The organism is Paenibacillus sp. JT22N7 (genome assembly GCF_059383875.1).
In genome coordinates this window covers 26147-42925 of the sequence record NZ_JBXENY010000010.1, presented here as the reverse complement: position 1 = coordinate 42925, position 16779 = coordinate 26147, and the positions used below count along the sequence as shown (strand labels likewise).

The following is a 16779-nucleotide window of genomic DNA, read 5'->3' as shown; positions in this document are numbered from 1 at the left end:
ACGCATAGGGCGGCGATGTGGAGGCATTTATGGCAACGCTAAACTGGTTGTATGACGCGATACTTTATGTATACGCCCTGAGCCTTCTGTTTTATTTCTCCGATTTTATGGACGCAAGCCGGAGAGCGAAACGGATGGGTACAGGGCTACTTATTTTTGTATGGATATTACAGACGTTGTTTCTCATTTCGCGAATTGTGTCGCATTTTGAAGTGGCGACGATATCAACCTTTGAATATTGGCTGGGTTTTTGCTGGCTCTTGGTCTCTATATCGCTTGTAATCAGCCGTTTTTTCAAAATAGAGTTTATTGTATTTCTCGTAAACGTCGTTGGATTTTCCGTGCTGGCGCTTAATCTTTACAGCAAGCCGGGCAATGAGGCGATGTTCGCGATTTCCACAACAGCAAGAGAGCTGCTGATTGTGCATATTAGCCTCGTGCTTGTTTCCTATGTGTCGCTGACGATAGGCGTTCTTTTCGCCGGGATGTATATTTTCCTGCATCGGGAGCTGAAGGAGAAACGCTGGTCCAAATATGTAAGAAGGCTCCCCAGCCTTGATAAAATTGAGCGATATTCTGATCGCGCTGTCATTATCGGCGTTCCGCTGCTTGCTTTGTCGCTGTCGCTTGCAGTGACGCTGCTGCTCATTGAGGGGCGTTCGATGCTGCTGCTGGATTGGAAAGTTATTACTTCTTTCCTCGCTCTAATTGTATATATTATTTTTGTTGTAAATCGGTCGTTGCTTAATCGCACGAGCACACAGCTTGCAAAGCTGCATATTGTGGCGTTCAGCTTTCTAGTTCTCAATTTGCTGGCAAGCTACGTATCTAATTTTCATTAGAAGTTAGGTGAGGTTTATGAACGGCTACTATCCGGTCATGCTAAAGCTTCAGGGGTGCCGCTGCATCGTGGTCGGCGGCGGCCCGATTGCCGAGCGCAAGGTGCTAGGACTGCTTGAAGCGGGAGCCGATCAGGTGACGGTCATTGCGCTTGATTTCACTCCTCAGCTGGAGGAGCTTGCACGTGGCGGCCACATCGAGACAAAAGCAAGAGCTTATGCGAGCGGGGACGCGAAGGCGGCGCGGCTGCTGTTTGCCGCTACTGATCAGGCGGAGCTGAATCGCCAAATAGCGCTGGATGGCGAGCAGGCGGGCATTTGGGTTAATCGGGCAGATGAGGCCTCGGCTGGAACTTTTATTAATCCGTCGGTTGTGCGGCGCGGCGAGCTGGTCGTTGCCGTGTCGGCATCCGGGGCTAGCCCGGCATTGTCCTCACGTATTCGGGAGGAGCTGGCGCGGCAGTATGGTCCGGAATATATCGGCAGCACAGCTAGGCTGAAAGAGCTTCGTGAACGGGTGAAGCTCACCATTGGCGACCGCAGGCTGCGCAGCGAAGTACTGAAGCTTGCGGCGTGCGAAGCTCCAAGACAAAGCGAGGAAGACGGCGATATAGACGTATGGATTGAGCGGCTCATCGCAGCAACTGACAGGAGGAATACATAAATGGCAGCAAACAATAAGGATAAGCGTACCATTATTGTCGGAACCCGCCAAAGCGCACTCGCGCTTACGCAAACGGGACAAGTGATTGACGAGCTGAAACGAATCAGCGAGCAGCATGGCTTTGACTATTCGTTTGAAATTCGAAAAATCGTCACAAAAGGCGATCAAATTCTTGATGTGACCTTATCGAAGGTTGGCGGTAAAGGATTATTCGTCAAGGAAATCGAGCAAGCGCTGCTGGATGGCGAAATCGATATGGCGGTTCACAGCATGAAGGATATGCCGTACGAGCTGCCTGAGGGATTAATGAATGGTGCGATTCCGAAACGCGTGGATCCGCGGGATTGCCTCATTATGAAGCAGGGCGAAAGTCTCGCTGATTTGCCGCAAGGCGCAAAGGTTGGGACGAGCAGTCTGCGCCGTTCCTCTCAGCTCAAAAACTTGCGCCCTGACCTAGTCGTGGAATCCATTAGAGGCAACATTGATTCCCGGATTCGCAAGCTGGAAACGGAAGGCTTCGATGCGATCGTTCTAGCTGCAGCCGGGCTTAGCAGAATGGGCTGGGGAAACCGCATATCTGCCTTTTTGCCGGAAAAGGTGTCTGTGCCAGCTGTTGGGCAAGGCGCGCTTGGCATTGAATGCCGGGGGAATGACGGGCAGATTCGTGAGCTGCTTGATTTATTTAATGACAGCGAAACCGCTTATGCGGTTCGGGCCGAGCGGAGCTTTCTCGGCGCGCTCAATGGCGGCTGCCAAATTCCGATTGGCGCCCATGCGGTTGTGCATAAAGGGGCAGACGGCACGCTGGAAGGCGCTGAGTTGGAGCTGACGGGAATTGTAGGATCGGCGGATGGAGCAGTGCTGCTGAAGGAAATCAAGACAGGCAGCGATCCAGAGGTGCTGGGCAAGGAAGTGGCCGCAGCGCTCATAGCAAGAGGAGCGGACCGCATTTTAGCGGAAATCGGGGGATCGTAGTGATGGGGAAAGGTATCGTTTATTTGGTTGGGGCGGGTCCGGGTGACGCCAAGCTGATTACGCTGCGCGGCTTGGAATATTTAAAGAAAAGCGATGTTGTCGTCTATGACCGCTTGGCAAGCCCAAGGCTGCTTGCGCATATGAAGCCGGGTGCCGAGAAAGTATACGTAGGCAAGCTTCCCGACCGCCACACGATGAAGCAGGAGGAAATTAACCAGCTGCTTGTGGACCTTGCTTTGCAAGGCAAGGTGGTGACGCGGCTTAAGGGCGGCGATCCGACGATTTTTGGCCGCGTAGGCGAGGAAGCGGGACTGCTTAAGGAAAACGGCATAGGTTTTGAAATCGTGCCGGGCATTACTTCGGCGATCGCTGTGCCTGCTTATGCTGGCATTCCGGTTACGCATCGTGATTTTGCATCCTCCCTTTCGATCATAACGGGACACGAAAGCCCCGATAAGCTGGATCGCTCGATTTATTGGGACAAGGTAACGAATGCGACAGGAACGCTTATTTTTCTGATGGGCGTAGCCAAGATTGGTTATATTGCCGACCAGCTCATGAAGCATGGCAAGCCTGACACAACGCCAGTTGCGCTGGTGCGCTGGGGAACGAGGGTCGAGCAGCAGACGGTTGTCGGCACGCTTGCTACGATCGAGCAAATTGTGCGCGAGGCGAATTTTCAGCCGCCGGCTGTCATTGTCGTTGGCGATGTCGTGCTGCAGCGCGAGCAATTGCAGTGGTACGAAAGCAAGCCGCTGTTCGGTACGCGCGTACTGGTGACGAGAGCGAGAGCACAGGCAAGCGAGCTGGCTGACCTGGTAGATGAGCTGGGCGGTGAGCCATGCGAATACCCTGTCATTGATATCCGCGAGCCTGAGGAGGCCGCAGCGGTCGCTACGCTGCGCGCTGCGCTTTCGGAAGCGGAGCAATATAGCTGGCTGATGTTCACGAGCATAAACGGCGTGGACTATTTCTATCGTTGGCTGCGGCGTTTCGGAATCGATATTCGGCGCTTCCATAAGGCTAGAATCGCGGCCGTTGGCCCGAGAACAGCCGAAGCGCTGGAAAATCGCGGGCTGACTGCCGAGCTGCTGCCGGCCAAGTTTCAGGCAGAAGGGCTGCTGGAGCAGCTTGCAGGAGAGCTGCAAGCTGGCGAGCGGGTACTGCTGCCGCGCGGTGATTTGGCACGCGAGGTGCTGCCGCGCGAATTGGCGGCCAAGGGGCTGCTGCCAACGGAAATCGACGTGTACGAGACGGTACTTGCCGATACGCAGGATGATCAGGTGCTGGAATGGATCGACGAGAAGCAGATTCATATGATTACGTTCACCAGTTCCTCGACCGTAACGAATCTGCTGGAGAAGCTGCGCCGCAGCGGCATTAGCGATCCTGTACAGGCGATATTGGACATTCCGGCGATCAGCATAGGGCCGCTGACGTCAGCTACGATGAAGGAAGCAGGCTTGCGTGTAGCCGCAGAGGCCGAGCAGGCGACTATACCATCGCTTATCGATGCGATGATTAAGTTCCGCAGCGCGGAACGGGGATAAGGCATTATTATTTTAATATAAGCATTTATAAGTTGAGGCAAGGGCACAAGCCGTAATTGGCGCGACACAAGCTTCACAAAACAGTTGGAGGAGGAATGGAAGATGGCATTTCCTGTCGTAAGACATCGGAGATTGCGGCAATCCGCCGCTCTTCGCAGTATGGTGAGGGAAACGGCGCTTTCTGCTAATGATTTTATTTATCCGATTTTTGTGACGGTGGGCACGAACGTGAAGGAAGAGATCACATCGATGCCGGGCGTTTATCATTTTTCATTAGACCGCTTGGAAGAGGAGATCAGGGAAGTTGTTGCTCTAGGCATTCCATCCGTCATGCTGTTTGGCGTTCCTGCTGCGAAGGATAGCGAAGGCACTTCCGCATTTGCTCCTGACGGTATTGTGCAAGAGGCTATTCGTGCTGTAAAGGGCTGGGCGCCTGAGCTGCTCGTTGTAGCAGATACTTGCCTATGCCAATTTACAGATCATGGTCATTGCGGCCTTATCCATGTGCATGAGCGTACAGGCAATGCAGAGGTCGATAACGATGCTTCGCTGGTACAACTCGTTCGCACAGCGGTTTCACAAGCTGAGGCAGGCGCGGATATGATCGCTCCGTCCAACATGATGGACGGCTTCGTTGGCGCTATTCGCGAAGGTTTGGATGAAGCGGGCTTTACACATATTCCGATTTTGTCCTACTCGGTCAAATATGCTTCTGCTTTTTATGGCCCATTCCGTGAAGCGGCACATTCAACGCCGCAATTCGGCGACCGCAAGACGTATCAGATGGACCCTGCCAATGCGCGCGAAGCGCTGCGGGAAGCGGAGTCCGACGTCGTTGAAGGCGCGGATATGCTGATGGTTAAGCCAGCGCTTGCGTATATGGACGTTATTCGCCTGCTAAAGGAGCATTTTGATCTGCCAGTGGCGGCGTACAATGTGAGCGGCGAATATGCAATGGTAAAAGCGGCAGCGGCAAATGGCTGGATTGACGAGCGCGCTGTCGTATTGGAGACGTTGACCGGAATGAAGCGCGCGGGCGCGGACATTTTGATTACGTACCATGCGAAGGATGCTGCACGTTGGTTGAAAGGGGCTGAATAGTTGATGAGTCATTCATCTTCAGGCAGAAGCGATATTCGCTCACGCGAGGCATTTGCGCGGGCCAAGCAAGTGATTCCGGGCGGCGTGAACAGTCCGGTTCGCGCTTTTAAATCCGTAGGATTGAACCCGGTTTATATGGAGCGCGGCCAAGGCAGCCGCGTATTTGATATCGACGGCAACAGCTACATCGATTACGTTGCTTCATGGGGACCACTCATTATGGGCCATGCGCATCCAGAGGTCGTTGAAGCGATCAAGCGTACCGCGGAAAAAGGCACCAGCTTTGGGGCGCCAACGGAACTGGAGACGCTGATGGCGGAGCTTGTGTGCGAGCGTGTGCCTTCGGTAGATGTGGTCCGGATGGTCAACTCCGGCACGGAAGCGACAATGAGCGCCTTGCGTCTCGCTCGCGGGTTTACGAAGCGCAGCAAAATCGTCAAGTTTGAAGGCTCATACCACGGACATGCCGACAGCCTGCTCATTAAAGCGGGTTCCGGTGTGGCGACGCTTGGCTTGCCGGACAGTCCCGGCGTTCCGGAAAGCATTGCCTCCCAGACGATTACGGTGCCTTACAATGATATCGAGTCGATCAAGCTCGTATTTGAAAAGTACGGCGAGGAAATTGCCTGTGTCATCGTCGAGCCGGTTGCCGGAAATATGGGCGTTGTCCCGCCGCTTCCGGGCTTTCTGCAAGGACTGCGCGACATTACGGAGCAACACGGCAGCCTGCTTATTTTTGATGAAGTGATGACGGGCTTTCGTGTCCACTACAGCAGTGCGCAAGGTCTGTATGGCATTAAGCCGGATATCACCTGCTTCGGCAAGGTGATTGGGGGCGGACTGCCTGTCGGCGCATACGGCGGCAGACGCGATCTGATGGAGCTTATGGCGCCGAGCGGTCCGATTTATCAGGCGGGCACGCTGTCAGGCAACCCGCTGGCGATGGCTGCTGGTTATACGACGCTCAAGCTGCTGACACCGGAAACGTATGAGCTGCTGGAGCGCCAAGCGGTCCGATTGCAGCGCGGCTTTGAAGCGAATGCGCAGGCGGCTGGCATTGCTTCCACGATCAACCGTGTCGGCTCGATGGTTTGCCCGTTTTTCACCGAAACGCATGTCATCAATTACGATACAGCCAAAACAGCGGATTTAGAGCGCTTCAAGGCGTATTTTGCCGCTATGCTGGAGCTTGGCGTGAGCGTTGCTCCATCGCAGTTCGAAGGCATGTTCGTGTCAGCTGTCCATACGGATGAAGATATTGATGCAACGATTGCTGCAAACAGGGCTGCTTTGAGCAGGTTGTAGTTCTAGCAAGCAACAATTTAGGTAATTGCATCCTAAAATAGGAGGTTTCATTCCATGCCAATGCTTCACTATAAGCGGGCGGGGGAGTGGCTTGAGCTGGATTGGCAGGAGCTGTCAGAAGGCTCATGGTCTGCACCAAATTATGACGGGCAACCTGGAGAACGCACCGGAACATTAGAGGCCGGCAGTCATCCGCATCAAGTGCGGCAGTGGCTGCTGGCCCGTTCTCTTTTTCCAGAAAAATGGATCAATCGGCTGTTCTCCGTCGGCGGCATCCGCTTTGATGGGCAGCGTCTGGGCTTGCTCGCCTTTCCCGCTGCGGACCCGCTTAGCGATCCCTTGTACCGTCATGCGAAGCTGTCGCAAGGCAATCCCGTTCCAACTGTTCTTTTCGAGGATGATTTTTGCCTCGTGCTTTATAAGGAGGCAGGCATGCCCGTGCATGGCACAGGTGCCAATCAGGCGGGAACGCTGGATGAAGCGGCGGCTCGTCATATGCTGCTGCAAGGAGATCCGCTGCCTGTCCGCCACATCCATCGTCTCGATGATGATACATCGGGTCCCGTGCTTTACTCCAAAAATGATTTCGCCCAGTGGAAGCTGGACGAAGCGATGCGCCGCAAGGCAATCGACCGCCGTTATATGGCGTTTGTTCAAGGACGGCTGCGTCCGCCTGCAGGCAACGTTGACGCTCCGATTGGCAAGGACCGCCATCATCGCTCCAGACGGCGTGTTGCCCCGGGCGGCGATTCCGCTGTAACCCACTATGAAACGGCCGAGAACTATGCAGCAGCGACGCTTGTCCGTTTGCAGCTGGAGACGGGACGAACGCATCAAATTCGCGTTCATATGAGCCACTTGGGCCATCCCCTGCTTGGCGATTCGCTTTATGGCGGCTCTGTGCAGCTGCTGAAGACGCAGGCGCTGCATGGCGAACGCCTTATTTTTGCCCATCCGTGGACAGATTTGCCGGTGGAAGTTGCGGCGCCAGAGCCCGCTTGGCTTACTGAATTGCGAGCTAAATTGTAGCTGCTGCAAAAGATAGTCATGCTCTCCCCCCTATGCCCATATAGATAATTAGTGAGAGTAGCATTTTTAGCCCAAGCATTGTCTAAGAGACTGCGACGAAATGGGTCAGTATAGGGAGGGAGGACTTGAGCGTGACGAATCAAACGAAAGGCTTGCGCTTTGATGTGTATGAACGCGTGCATCTGTCGGATGAAGTTGCCGATATCGATGAGCTGGAAGAAATTGAGCTTGTGCCTCGCATTCAGGTTGTTGAGCAGGGGGATCATGCGGTATTGAAAGGCCAGCTGCTGCTAAGCGGGGTATATCGCAGTACGAACGAAGCGGCTCCGCTTCAGGCATTGGAGCATTTCATTCCCGTCGAAATTACGATGCCGCTGAACCGGATTTCACGGCTGGACGATGTGACGGTGGAAATTGATAATTTCGACGTAGATTTGCTTTCCTCGCGAACGCTTAACATTACCGGTGTGCTGTCGCTGCGCGGCATTCTTGTGGAGCCGCAGCAGGAACTGGAGGAAGCGTGGCGCGAGGAGCCATTCACCGTCGTCCATGATCGCGCAGATACGAGCCAGGCTTCGTTCGAAGAGGAGCTTCAGCGTAGTAGCAGCGGCGAACCATTTGCTGCTGAAGAGGCTAATGAAGCTGACCAGGCCGCTTATGGGCTGCAAGCTGAACCCTATTTTGCTGGACAGGAAGGGCAATTGCCTTTCAGGGGGGAGCAGGAACAGAATCAAGGTTATAATGAGGCACAAGAGTTTATTGGGGCTCAACAGTTCGCTGAGTCTGATTCCGAAATTGAGGCTTACAATGCTAATAATGCTTATAATGAGCGGGCGTATGAAGCGGCTGACGAAAGCGAGGAAACAGAAGGGCAAGAGGCTGGCGTTACGATCTCGCCTTTGCCGCGTGATGCAGGCTGGTCGGCAGCAGAGTGGTTTCAGGGACAGGATCATTCCGGGGCACAGCCGAGCTTTAACGCTAATTTCAATCCACCGCCTGCTTATGCGCAGCCGCCAGCCGTAACGGGGCTTGGTCATGGTATTGCCCAGGAGAGGCAGCAGGGAGCTTCTGCCTATCAACAGGCGGAGGACTTTGGCTGGAGCCCGGGGGGACAACCGCAGCAGGCAGAGGAATCTTACATTCCGGCGGGAGCAGAGCAGAGCAGCTACGAAACATCCCCGTGGCAGGATAGCGAGCTGGAGCGTTTGAGCGAATGGCAGGAGGCGGAGGAAGCAGGTGCGGAGCAGCAAGCGGAGCCGGAGAAGCAGGAGATGCGCATTGCCTTTGGCAGCAAGGCTCCGGAAGCAACTGGTGCTCCTGCATCAGGCGTCGGGCTTGTGACGCTGCTGCAAACGAGCAAGCGCGAGCAATTGGCGCGGCAGGCTGAGCAGGAGGCGGCGGATTATGCGCTTGAGCAGACGAAGGCTCAGCAGCCTGCAGGCGATGAAATCGAGTGGCGCAATTTATTTTTGAAGCAATCCGATGAGCATGAATTCCGTAAAATCCGGGTATGCATCGTGCAGCGCGACGAGACGCTTGATTCCATTGCAGTGCGCTACAGCTTGAATCCGCGTGAAATTTTGCTGTACAACGGCTTGAATGAGTCGGCGGTAGCGGAAGGGCAGCTGCTTTATATTCCGTAGCCCAGAAATAAATCTGGAATTAGATTGAAAAATAGTCTAACTATTGTTGAGTTAAATATTTGCTTGGTTGGAAGACATTCTATTATAGAATGTCTTCAGGCTGTCGAGAAATTCTCGACAGCCATCTTTATAAGCATTTGTTTTAACACGACACCGCGTTACTATGGTATAATAATGGTAACCTATACGAACGGAAGGTGTCGCCCTATGCTGCGTTCTAATCGAGAAAACAACAAAGTTACGAGTTCGTTTCCATTGAAGACTTAGTACCTGCTGATCATATGCTTCGCAAAATTGACAAGTACATCGATTTTTCCTTTATTGATGAAAAGGTTCGGCATTTGTATTCACAAGATAATGGGCGCCCAGCCATTGATCCGCTGGTTCTTTTCAAGATGATCTTTCTGGGCTATTTCTACGGCAATCGTTCCGAACGTCAACTTGAACGAGAAGTGCAAATGAATCTCGCCTATCGCTGGTTTCTAGGTCTGGTATTAACTGATCGTGTGCCAGACCACACGACGATCAGTTGGAACCGCCGTACCCGGTTTAAAGATAATTCTGTTTTTCAAGACATCTTTGATGAGATTGTGCTGCAGGCCATCACGCATTGTATGGTCGGCGGTCGTGTACTGGTTTCGGATTCGACCCATGTCAAAGCGAACGCGAACAAAAACAAATACACGAAAGAACAAGTGAAGAAAAACACAAGAGATTATCTCGATGAGCTAAATGCTGCCGTTGAAACGGATCGTCAAAACCGAGGGGAAAAGCGCTAAAACCACGGGAGGAGGTGAACGAGGACAAGGAAGTGAAGGTAAGTACCACGGATCCGGTAACGCCTGAACAGCAGCAGCTGCCTGTTGTGCCATTGCTTGAAATTCAGCTTGCAACGCCTTCTTTAACCCTTCTATGTCCAACACTTGTGATTCACTTGTATCCTGCATCTTCAGGAAACGGTCTTAATTCAATCTCATCAGGCAAAGTCTGAAAGAAGCTTCTAACGCTCAAGGCGGCTTGCCTTCTCGGCGTTCCCGTATGTGTTCAGCAATCTGTAACTCTAGCCCATCATATACCTTTTCATTCCCAGCACGTCCCACATAATGAACTCTGCTATCCTCAAGCTGTTTGAACCAGCCATCAACGGTGTTTCCATGCTTTCGAACCTTCTTCCCGAAGTCTCCTATACGTCAGAACTGCTCCATTTCACATTCCCCTATATATTACAAGGGATTCACATTCCAATTTTTTTGATAAGGTTGTCCGGAGGTACGTGCCGCGTGATCCGCGGTCAACCGGATATATCCATCCATCTATTTCCTTTACTTCTATATTTAACTTTGATATAATTAATTTGCTTACAAAATTAGAAGATATTAGAGGAGATCCCACCATGAAAAAAAAGATTGCCAGTTTATTTCTTGTAACGAGTATTTCATTAATCGCTGCAGTACCTTCGTTTGCTGCAAATGAATCTAATGTTAATACAGTTCCTTCTTCAAATGTATCTAGTGTTGCTATAGCACCTCTAGTAGCTGGACAATCTACTAGTGTTACTTCAGCTCCTAATTTTTTTTCTATGTCAAGTGCCATTGATGGAGCAGGGCAGTACGGAAAAATTACACTTACATCTACTGCAAAAGCTTCTTTGTACGTTTACTATAATAACGGCGACGGAGTTTGGAAACAGTGGACAGTTAGTGAACCAGGAACTGGACATATTTTCCTACCAAGTTCAGGCGGCACAGAATCACTTACTTTTTACATGAATGTAGGTTGGAAGTATAAAATTGAGGTAGGAGCATATAACAACCAAGCAACTGGATATATAAGAAACTACAATTAAAAATGAAATTATTCATATTAAACTTAAATGAACAGGACCGTTTCGGTGGTCCTGTTCATTTAAGTTTTGACGGTTGTACACTAAGACTTCCGATAAAATCGAGACTGTAAAATAAATTGTGTGAACTCCTAAACCAAGCTACTCTAGTAGTAGACAACGAAGAGGCGGGAGATCATAATGGGCATGATCACGAAGGAACAGTTAAAGAGCTTTATTCAAGAGAATGACATCAAGACTGCTGGGGACATCCAGAATGCTTTAAAGAATCTTTTTGCGGAAACGCTCCAGGAGTTCATGGAGGCGGAGCTGGACACCCATTTGGGCTATGTGAAACACGACACGAAGAACATGAAGACGAGCAATAGTCGCAACGGCAAGACGTCTGCCAAGACAGGGACGACGGAAGTCAGCGATGTTGAGGTACGCACACCGCGTGATCGCGAAGGTACATTCGAGCCGCAAATCGTTAAAAAGCATCAGAACGATCTCTCCGGCATGGAGAGTCAGATTATCTCTATGTATGCCAAAGGTATGTTCACTAGGGATATCCAGGCGCATTACAACCATATCTATGGTGTAGATCTATCTCCAACATAACCCAACGCATCCTGCCCCAAGTCCAGCAGTGGCAGAACGGCCTCTTCAGCAGGTGTATGCTGTCGTGTTTATGGGTGCCGTCCATTGCAAGGTGCGACATGAGAATGCGATTGTGAATAAGGCAGCATATATGGTGATCGGCATTGTTCTGGAAGGCCATAAGGACGTTTTAGGCATGTGGGTCGGTGAGAACGAGTCCGCCAAATTCTGGCTAGGTGTATTAAACGATCTCAAAAGTCGTGGCGTGAAAGACATCCTCATCAATTGTGCGGATAACCTTACCGGCTTTAGTGAAGCCATCGCCGCAGTCTATCCCCAGACCGATGTTCAGAAATGCATCGTACATCAAATCCGCAACTCGATGAAACACGTGTCATATAAGGATTTAAAGGCGGTAGCAGCTGCCCTAAAGCCGATATACAAAGCGGTCAATGAACAAGCTGCAGCAGCTATGGGGCAAGAAGTATTCACATGCCGTTCGCTCTTGGCGTTCCAATTGGACGGAAACAACCGCCTTCTTTCAGTATCCGGAAGAACTTCGTAAAATCATCTACACGACGAATGTCATTGAGAGTTACCATCGTCAACTCCGCAAGGTCACCAAGGGTAAAACCATTTTCCCTAACGATGAATCGCTGCTGAAGATGTTGTATCTATCCACAATGGATCTCATGAGGAATGGACAGGTCGCGTCCAGGGCTGGGGACAGATTATCCTTCAGTTGTCCATCCACTTCGAGGAGCGGATTACCCCTATATTCACTAAATCATTTAACAGAGTTTACACAAAACTATTGACAGACCCATAAAATCATCTAAAACAAGATCAAGATTCTCTTGTATTTATAAATTATAAGCCATTATGGCTTTCGGAACATTTACATTTCTGCTCAGAGAGCAACTATTAAATGTTCTATTATTAGTCCCATTTGGTTTTTTTATAAACTATCTATTTAATTTAACGACGGATTGTAATATGAAGTGCGACACCTAGAAAAACAAAAAGGCCCCTGTTGGTTTCGTGTAAAATGGAAGTTACCACACCACCATCGTTTACAGGAGAACCCAACATGAGCTACTCCCATCTTAGCATAATCGAACGCGGACAACTAGAAGCCTTTCATCGACTGGGTTGGTCCTGTCGGAAGATCGGACGTGAGCTAGGTAGCAATCCCTCTACCATTGCCCGTGAACTGAAACGCGGTTGCGGCAAACGCAGAGAAACGTATGCGGCTAAATCTGCCCAGCAATCCTACCATGAGTTGAGAGTGTCAAGTGTGCCTGCTGGCAAGTACATGGTAGCTCTTGCCGAAGAGTTGAACCAGAAGCTGCAGGAGACGTGGTCCCCTGAGCAGATTGCAGAGAAACGCCGTGACGAAGGGCTCTCTTTTGTAAGCTTCAAAACCATCTACAGATGGCTCTACGACGGACGTCTGGCCGCTGGAGAGGTCAGGGTGCTGCGACATAAAGGCAAACGTCGGAAACCGCTTGAAAGGAGGGGACGTTTCCTGGTCGGTAACCCGATCAGCAAGCATCCCAAAGAAGTTCGCAAGCGCACGACGTTCGGTCATTGGGAACTCGACACGGTTGTCTCCAGCCGAGGCAAAAGCAAGGCATGCGCCGCCACCTTCATCGAACGCAAGTCGCGTCTGTCGCCCTGACCCTACCGGATCGAACGGCTCACTCCATGGAGATCGTCTTCGGTGTCGTAGCTAGCCAATACTTTAACGGTACGTTTCAAACGGCGACAACGGATCGAGGAAAAGAATTTGCTCGTTACGCGATTCTGGAGGCCGTTCATGGCGTTAAGGTCTATTTTGCAGATCCCTATTCATCTTGGCAAAGAGGATTCAACGAGAACGCGAATGGCCTCCTCCGGGAGTTCTTCCCCAAAGGACATGATTTCGCTTCCGTTACCGACGAACAGCTTGCTGAAGCGATTCGGCTTATTTAACAACCGCCCTCGCAAATGCCTCGGCTGGCGATCGGCTCACGAAGCCTTCATGGATGAAGTGTCGCACTTCATATTACAATCCGTCTTAAATATAAGCATTTATAACTTTCACCCTTATAATCGGCTTGTATTTCATCGCAAAACGGTAGCTTTGCCGCCAGAGGACGACAGCCGTTTACTTTTGGCGTACAGCATGAAATACAATAACTTGTATGGGCTTTGTTGTTTGACTTTTTTTCACAAAGAGGGTATTATTAAATAAATATGTCTTAAAGTCAACGAACGACGTTGAAGGGGAAGAGTACGCAGCCAAGCCTTCAGAGAGCGGAGCCGTTAGTGCTGAGAGTTCCGCAGGATTTTACTCGTACAAGTCGCCCTGGAGTTGCTTGAATCAAGCGGATTGCTATTCGTTAATTCAAGCCGGCCACAGCCGTTATCTGTTTGAGTGCCGTGCAGTTGCAAGACGCGCGGAACAAAGGTGGTACCACGGAAGCTAACCTTTCGTCCTTTGCTATAAGGGCGGAAGGTTTTTTTTGTATTCAAAATTAAAGTAATGATGCCATTATGCGATATGTGGAGGATGGAGCTTATGTCTGAAAATCAAACGACGCCGGCGATGCCGACGACCTACGACCCGAAAGCCGCTGAACTGAAGTGGTATGACTTCTGGATGGATGGAAAATTTTTTGAAGCGGGCAAGCGCCCGGAAGCCAAGACCTATACGATCGTTATTCCCCCGCCGAATGTAACGGGAATTTTGCACATTGGGCATGCGCTCGATTTCACTTTGCAGGATATTCTCATTCGCTTTAAGCGGATGCAGGGCTTTGATGCTTTGTGGCTGCCAGGAACGGACCACGCAGGCATTGCGACACAGACGAAAGTGGAGCAGAAGCTCCGCGAGCAAGGACAATCCCGCTACGATCTGGGACGCGAGGCTTTTTTGGAGCAGGTCTGGGATTGGAAGGAGCAATATGCGGGAACGATTCGCGGCCAATGGGCAAAAATGGGGCTGTCGCTTGATTATTCGCGCGAACGATTCACGCTTGATGAGGGGCTGTCGAAGGCTGTGCGCGAGGTGTTTGTACAGCTTTACAAGAAGGGCCTCATTTACCGCGGCAAAAAAATCATCAACTGGGATCCGGCTGCTAGAACGGCTTTGTCCGATATTGAGGTTGAGCATAAAGAGCTGAACGGTCATTTGTATCATTTGCAATATCCTTTGAAGGACGGCTCAGGGCATATTACGGTTGCGACAACGCGTCCGGAAACGATGCTGGGCGATAGCGCGGTTGCCGTTCATCCTGAAGATGAGCGATACCAGCACCTCATTGGTCAAATGATCGTATTGCCGGTCATTGGACGCGAGATTCCGATTATTGGCGACGAATACGTTGACAAGGAATTTGGCTCCGGCGCTGTAAAAATTACGCCTGCCCATGATCCGAATGACTTCGAGGTTGGCCTTCGTCATGATTTGCCGCAAATTATCGTTATGGACGAGTCCGGCAAGATGAATGCGGAAGCTGGCCCTTATGCGGGACTGGACCGTTTCGACTGCCGTAAGCAGCTCGTGAAGGATTTGCAGGAGCAGGGCGTGTGCGTTCAAATCGAGGATCACGTGCATCAGGTTGGCCACAGCGAGCGCAGCGGTGCGGTCGTTGAGCCGTATTTGTCCACGCAATGGTTCGTTGAAATGAAGCCGCTCGCGGAGCAGGCGATTAATGCGCAAAAATCCGGCGAAGGCGTAAACTTCGTTCCAGACCGTTTTGAGAAAATTTATTTGCAATGGATTGAAAATGTACATGACTGGTGTATTTCCCGCCAGCTGTGGTGGGGACACCGTATCCCTGCTTGGTATTGCGACGCTTGCGGTGAAATGCATGTTTCCGACGAAGATGTAACGAGCTGTTCTTCTTGTGGCAGCACGGAGCTGCGCCAGGACGAGGATGTTTTGGATACATGGTTCAGCTCGGGTCTATGGCCATTCTCGACGCTTGGCTGGCCAGAGCAAACCGAGGACTTAAAACGCTTCTATCCGACGAATGTTTTGGTGACGGGCTATGACATTATCTTTTTCTGGGTATCTCGAATGATATTTACTGCACTGGAGTTCACAGATCAAAAGCCGTTTAAGGACGTGCTGATTCATGGTCTTGTACGCGATGCGAACGGCAATAAAATGTCCAAGTCGCTTGGCAACGGCGTCGATCCGCTCGAAGTCATTGAACAGTACGGCGCAGATGCGATGCGTTATATGCTATCGACAGGCAGTACACCGGGGCAGGATTTGCGCTTCCGCTTTGAAAAGGTGGAGCAGTCGCGCAACTTTGCCAATAAAATTTGGAATGCGTCGCGCTTTGCACTGATGAATTTGGAAGGCTTCACCGCAAGCGACATTAATATTACCGGCAAGCTGGGTACGGCGGATCGCTGGATTTTGCACCGTCTTAACGAAACCGTTCGCGAAGTAACCCGCTTGATGGACAACTACGAGTTCGGAGAAACGGGCCGCCAGTTGTACAACTTCATTTGGGATGACCTATGCGACTGGTACATCGAGTTTGCGAAGCTTAACCTTTATGGCAGCGATGAAGAAGCGAAACAAGCGACTAAATCGGTACTCGCTTATGTGCTTGATCGCACGCAGCGTCTGATTCATCCGTTTATGCCTTACATCAGTGAGGAAATTTGGCAGCATCTGCCGCATGAAGGCGAGACGATTACGCTTGCAGCATGGCCGGAATACGATGCTGCGCTGGAAGCGCCTGAAGCGGTGAAGGAAATGGAGCTGCTGATGGATATTATCCGTTCGGTGCGTAACGTTCGCGCGGAAGTAAACGTGCCGATGAGCAAAAAAATCGAACTGATGATTAAGCCGACGAGCGAAGCCGAGGCGATCATTTTGACCCGCAATGATGAGTTTGTCCGCCGGTTCTGCGGAACCTCGAAGCTGGAGGCAGGTCTTGCGTTAGCAGCTCCGGATAAGGCGATGAGCAGTATTGTTACGGGCGCAGAGCTGTACTTCCCGCTAGCAGGGCTGATTGATATTTCGCAGGAAATTGCCCGCCTTGAGAAAGAGCTTGCGACGCTGAACGGCGAAGTAACCCGCATTGAGAAGAAGCTCGGCAATGAGGGCTTTGTAGCGAAGGCTCCTGCGAAGGTCATCGAAGAGGAACGCTCCAAAATGAAGGATTATGCGGACAAACGCGATAAGGTTCAAGCTAGAATCGCGGATTTACGCGGATAGACACCGGGAAGAAAGAAGGCGTTTCTA

10 protein-coding genes, 3 pseudogenes and 1 other annotated feature are annotated in these 16779 nt (G+C 51.1%); all 13 genes and pseudogenes read left to right on the top strand.

Annotation, left to right across the window (positions count from 1 at the left end; all coding sequences use genetic code 11):
* Positions 1-29: 29 nt before the first annotated feature.
* Positions 30-842, top strand: coding sequence for a cytochrome c biogenesis protein CcsA (gene ccsA / locus AC50Y5_RS24450; RefSeq protein ID WP_494864040.1), 813 nt, complete (start codon positions 30-32; stop codon positions 840-842).
* Between the two features lie 16 nt (positions 843-858).
* Entirely contained in the window at positions 859-1503 is a 645-nt protein-coding gene (locus tag AC50Y5_RS24445; RefSeq protein ID WP_494864039.1) for a precorrin-2 dehydrogenase/sirohydrochlorin ferrochelatase family protein, read from the top strand.
* Positions 1504-2478: a hydroxymethylbilane synthase gene (hemC, locus tag AC50Y5_RS24440; protein ID WP_056039885.1), complete on the top strand. Its 975-nt coding sequence runs from the start codon at positions 1504-1506 to the stop codon at positions 2476-2478.
* Between the two features lie 2 nt (positions 2479-2480).
* The gene (gene cobA / locus AC50Y5_RS24435; protein ID WP_494864038.1) at positions 2481-4028 is read left to right on the top strand and encodes a uroporphyrinogen-III C-methyltransferase; all 1548 of its coding nucleotides are present in this window, start codon (positions 2481-2483) and stop codon (positions 4026-4028) included.
* A gap of 102 nt (positions 4029-4130) precedes the next feature.
* Positions 4131-5129, top strand: a complete 999-nt coding sequence (hemB, locus tag AC50Y5_RS24430; protein ID WP_056039889.1) for a porphobilinogen synthase — start codon at positions 4131-4133, stop codon at positions 5127-5129.
* 3 nt (positions 5130-5132) lie between these two features.
* On the top strand, positions 5133-6434 hold the full coding sequence (gene hemL / locus AC50Y5_RS24425) for a glutamate-1-semialdehyde 2,1-aminomutase (protein ID WP_494864037.1): 1302 nt from the start codon (positions 5133-5135) through the stop codon (positions 6432-6434).
* A gap of 54 nt (positions 6435-6488) precedes the next feature.
* Entirely contained in the window at positions 6489-7463 is a 975-nt protein-coding gene (locus tag AC50Y5_RS24420; protein WP_494864036.1) for an RluA family pseudouridine synthase, read from the top strand.
* Between the two features lie 131 nt (positions 7464-7594).
* On the top strand, positions 7595-9106 hold the full coding sequence (locus tag AC50Y5_RS24415) for a LysM peptidoglycan-binding domain-containing protein (RefSeq protein WP_494864035.1): 1512 nt from the start codon (positions 7595-7597) through the stop codon (positions 9104-9106).
* A gap of 254 nt (positions 9107-9360) precedes the next feature.
* Positions 9361-9941, top strand: a pseudogene (locus tag AC50Y5_RS24410) (transposase); the annotation flags it as partial.
* Positions 9942-10499: 558 nt separating this feature from the next.
* Positions 10500-10952 (top strand): hypothetical protein, encoded by a 453-nt coding sequence (locus tag AC50Y5_RS24405; RefSeq protein WP_494864034.1) that lies wholly within the window; start codon positions 10500-10502, stop codon positions 10950-10952.
* A gap of 177 nt (positions 10953-11129) precedes the next feature.
* Positions 11130-12357: pseudogene (locus AC50Y5_RS24400) on the top strand (IS256 family transposase).
* 261 nt (positions 12358-12618) lie between these two features.
* Positions 12619-13569: pseudogene (locus AC50Y5_RS24395) on the top strand (IS30 family transposase); the annotation flags it as partial.
* A gap of 212 nt (positions 13570-13781) precedes the next feature.
* Positions 13782-14014, top strand: a binding site (T-box leader).
* Between the two features lie 77 nt (positions 14015-14091).
* Positions 14092-16752 (top strand): valine--tRNA ligase, encoded by a 2661-nt coding sequence (locus tag AC50Y5_RS24390; RefSeq protein WP_056039896.1) that lies wholly within the window; start codon positions 14092-14094, stop codon positions 16750-16752.
* Positions 16753-16779: the final 27 nt, after the last annotated feature.

Excerpts from the sequence above, each read along its gene's own strand:
- ccsA (WP_494864040.1), top strand. The coding sequence starts at position 30 with ATGGCAACGCTAAACTGGTTGTATGACGCGATACTTTATGTATACGCC.
- AC50Y5_RS24445 (WP_494864039.1), top strand. The coding sequence starts at position 859 with ATGAACGGCTACTATCCGGTCATGCTAAAGCTTCAGGGGTGCCGCTGC.
- hemC (WP_056039885.1), top strand. The coding sequence starts at position 1,504 with ATGGCAGCAAACAATAAGGATAAGCGTACCATTATTGTCGGAACCCGC.
- cobA (WP_494864038.1), top strand. The coding sequence starts at position 2,481 with ATGGGGAAAGGTATCGTTTATTTGGTTGGGGCGGGTCCGGGTGACGCC.
- hemB (WP_056039889.1), top strand. The coding sequence starts at position 4,131 with ATGGCATTTCCTGTCGTAAGACATCGGAGATTGCGGCAATCCGCCGCT.
- hemL (WP_494864037.1), top strand. The coding sequence starts at position 5,133 with ATGAGTCATTCATCTTCAGGCAGAAGCGATATTCGCTCACGCGAGGCA.
- AC50Y5_RS24420 (WP_494864036.1), top strand. The coding sequence starts at position 6,489 with ATGCCAATGCTTCACTATAAGCGGGCGGGGGAGTGGCTTGAGCTGGAT.
- AC50Y5_RS24405 (WP_494864034.1), top strand. The coding sequence starts at position 10,500 with ATGAAAAAAAAGATTGCCAGTTTATTTCTTGTAACGAGTATTTCATTA.
- AC50Y5_RS24390 (WP_056039896.1), top strand. The coding sequence starts at position 14,092 with ATGTCTGAAAATCAAACGACGCCGGCGATGCCGACGACCTACGACCCG.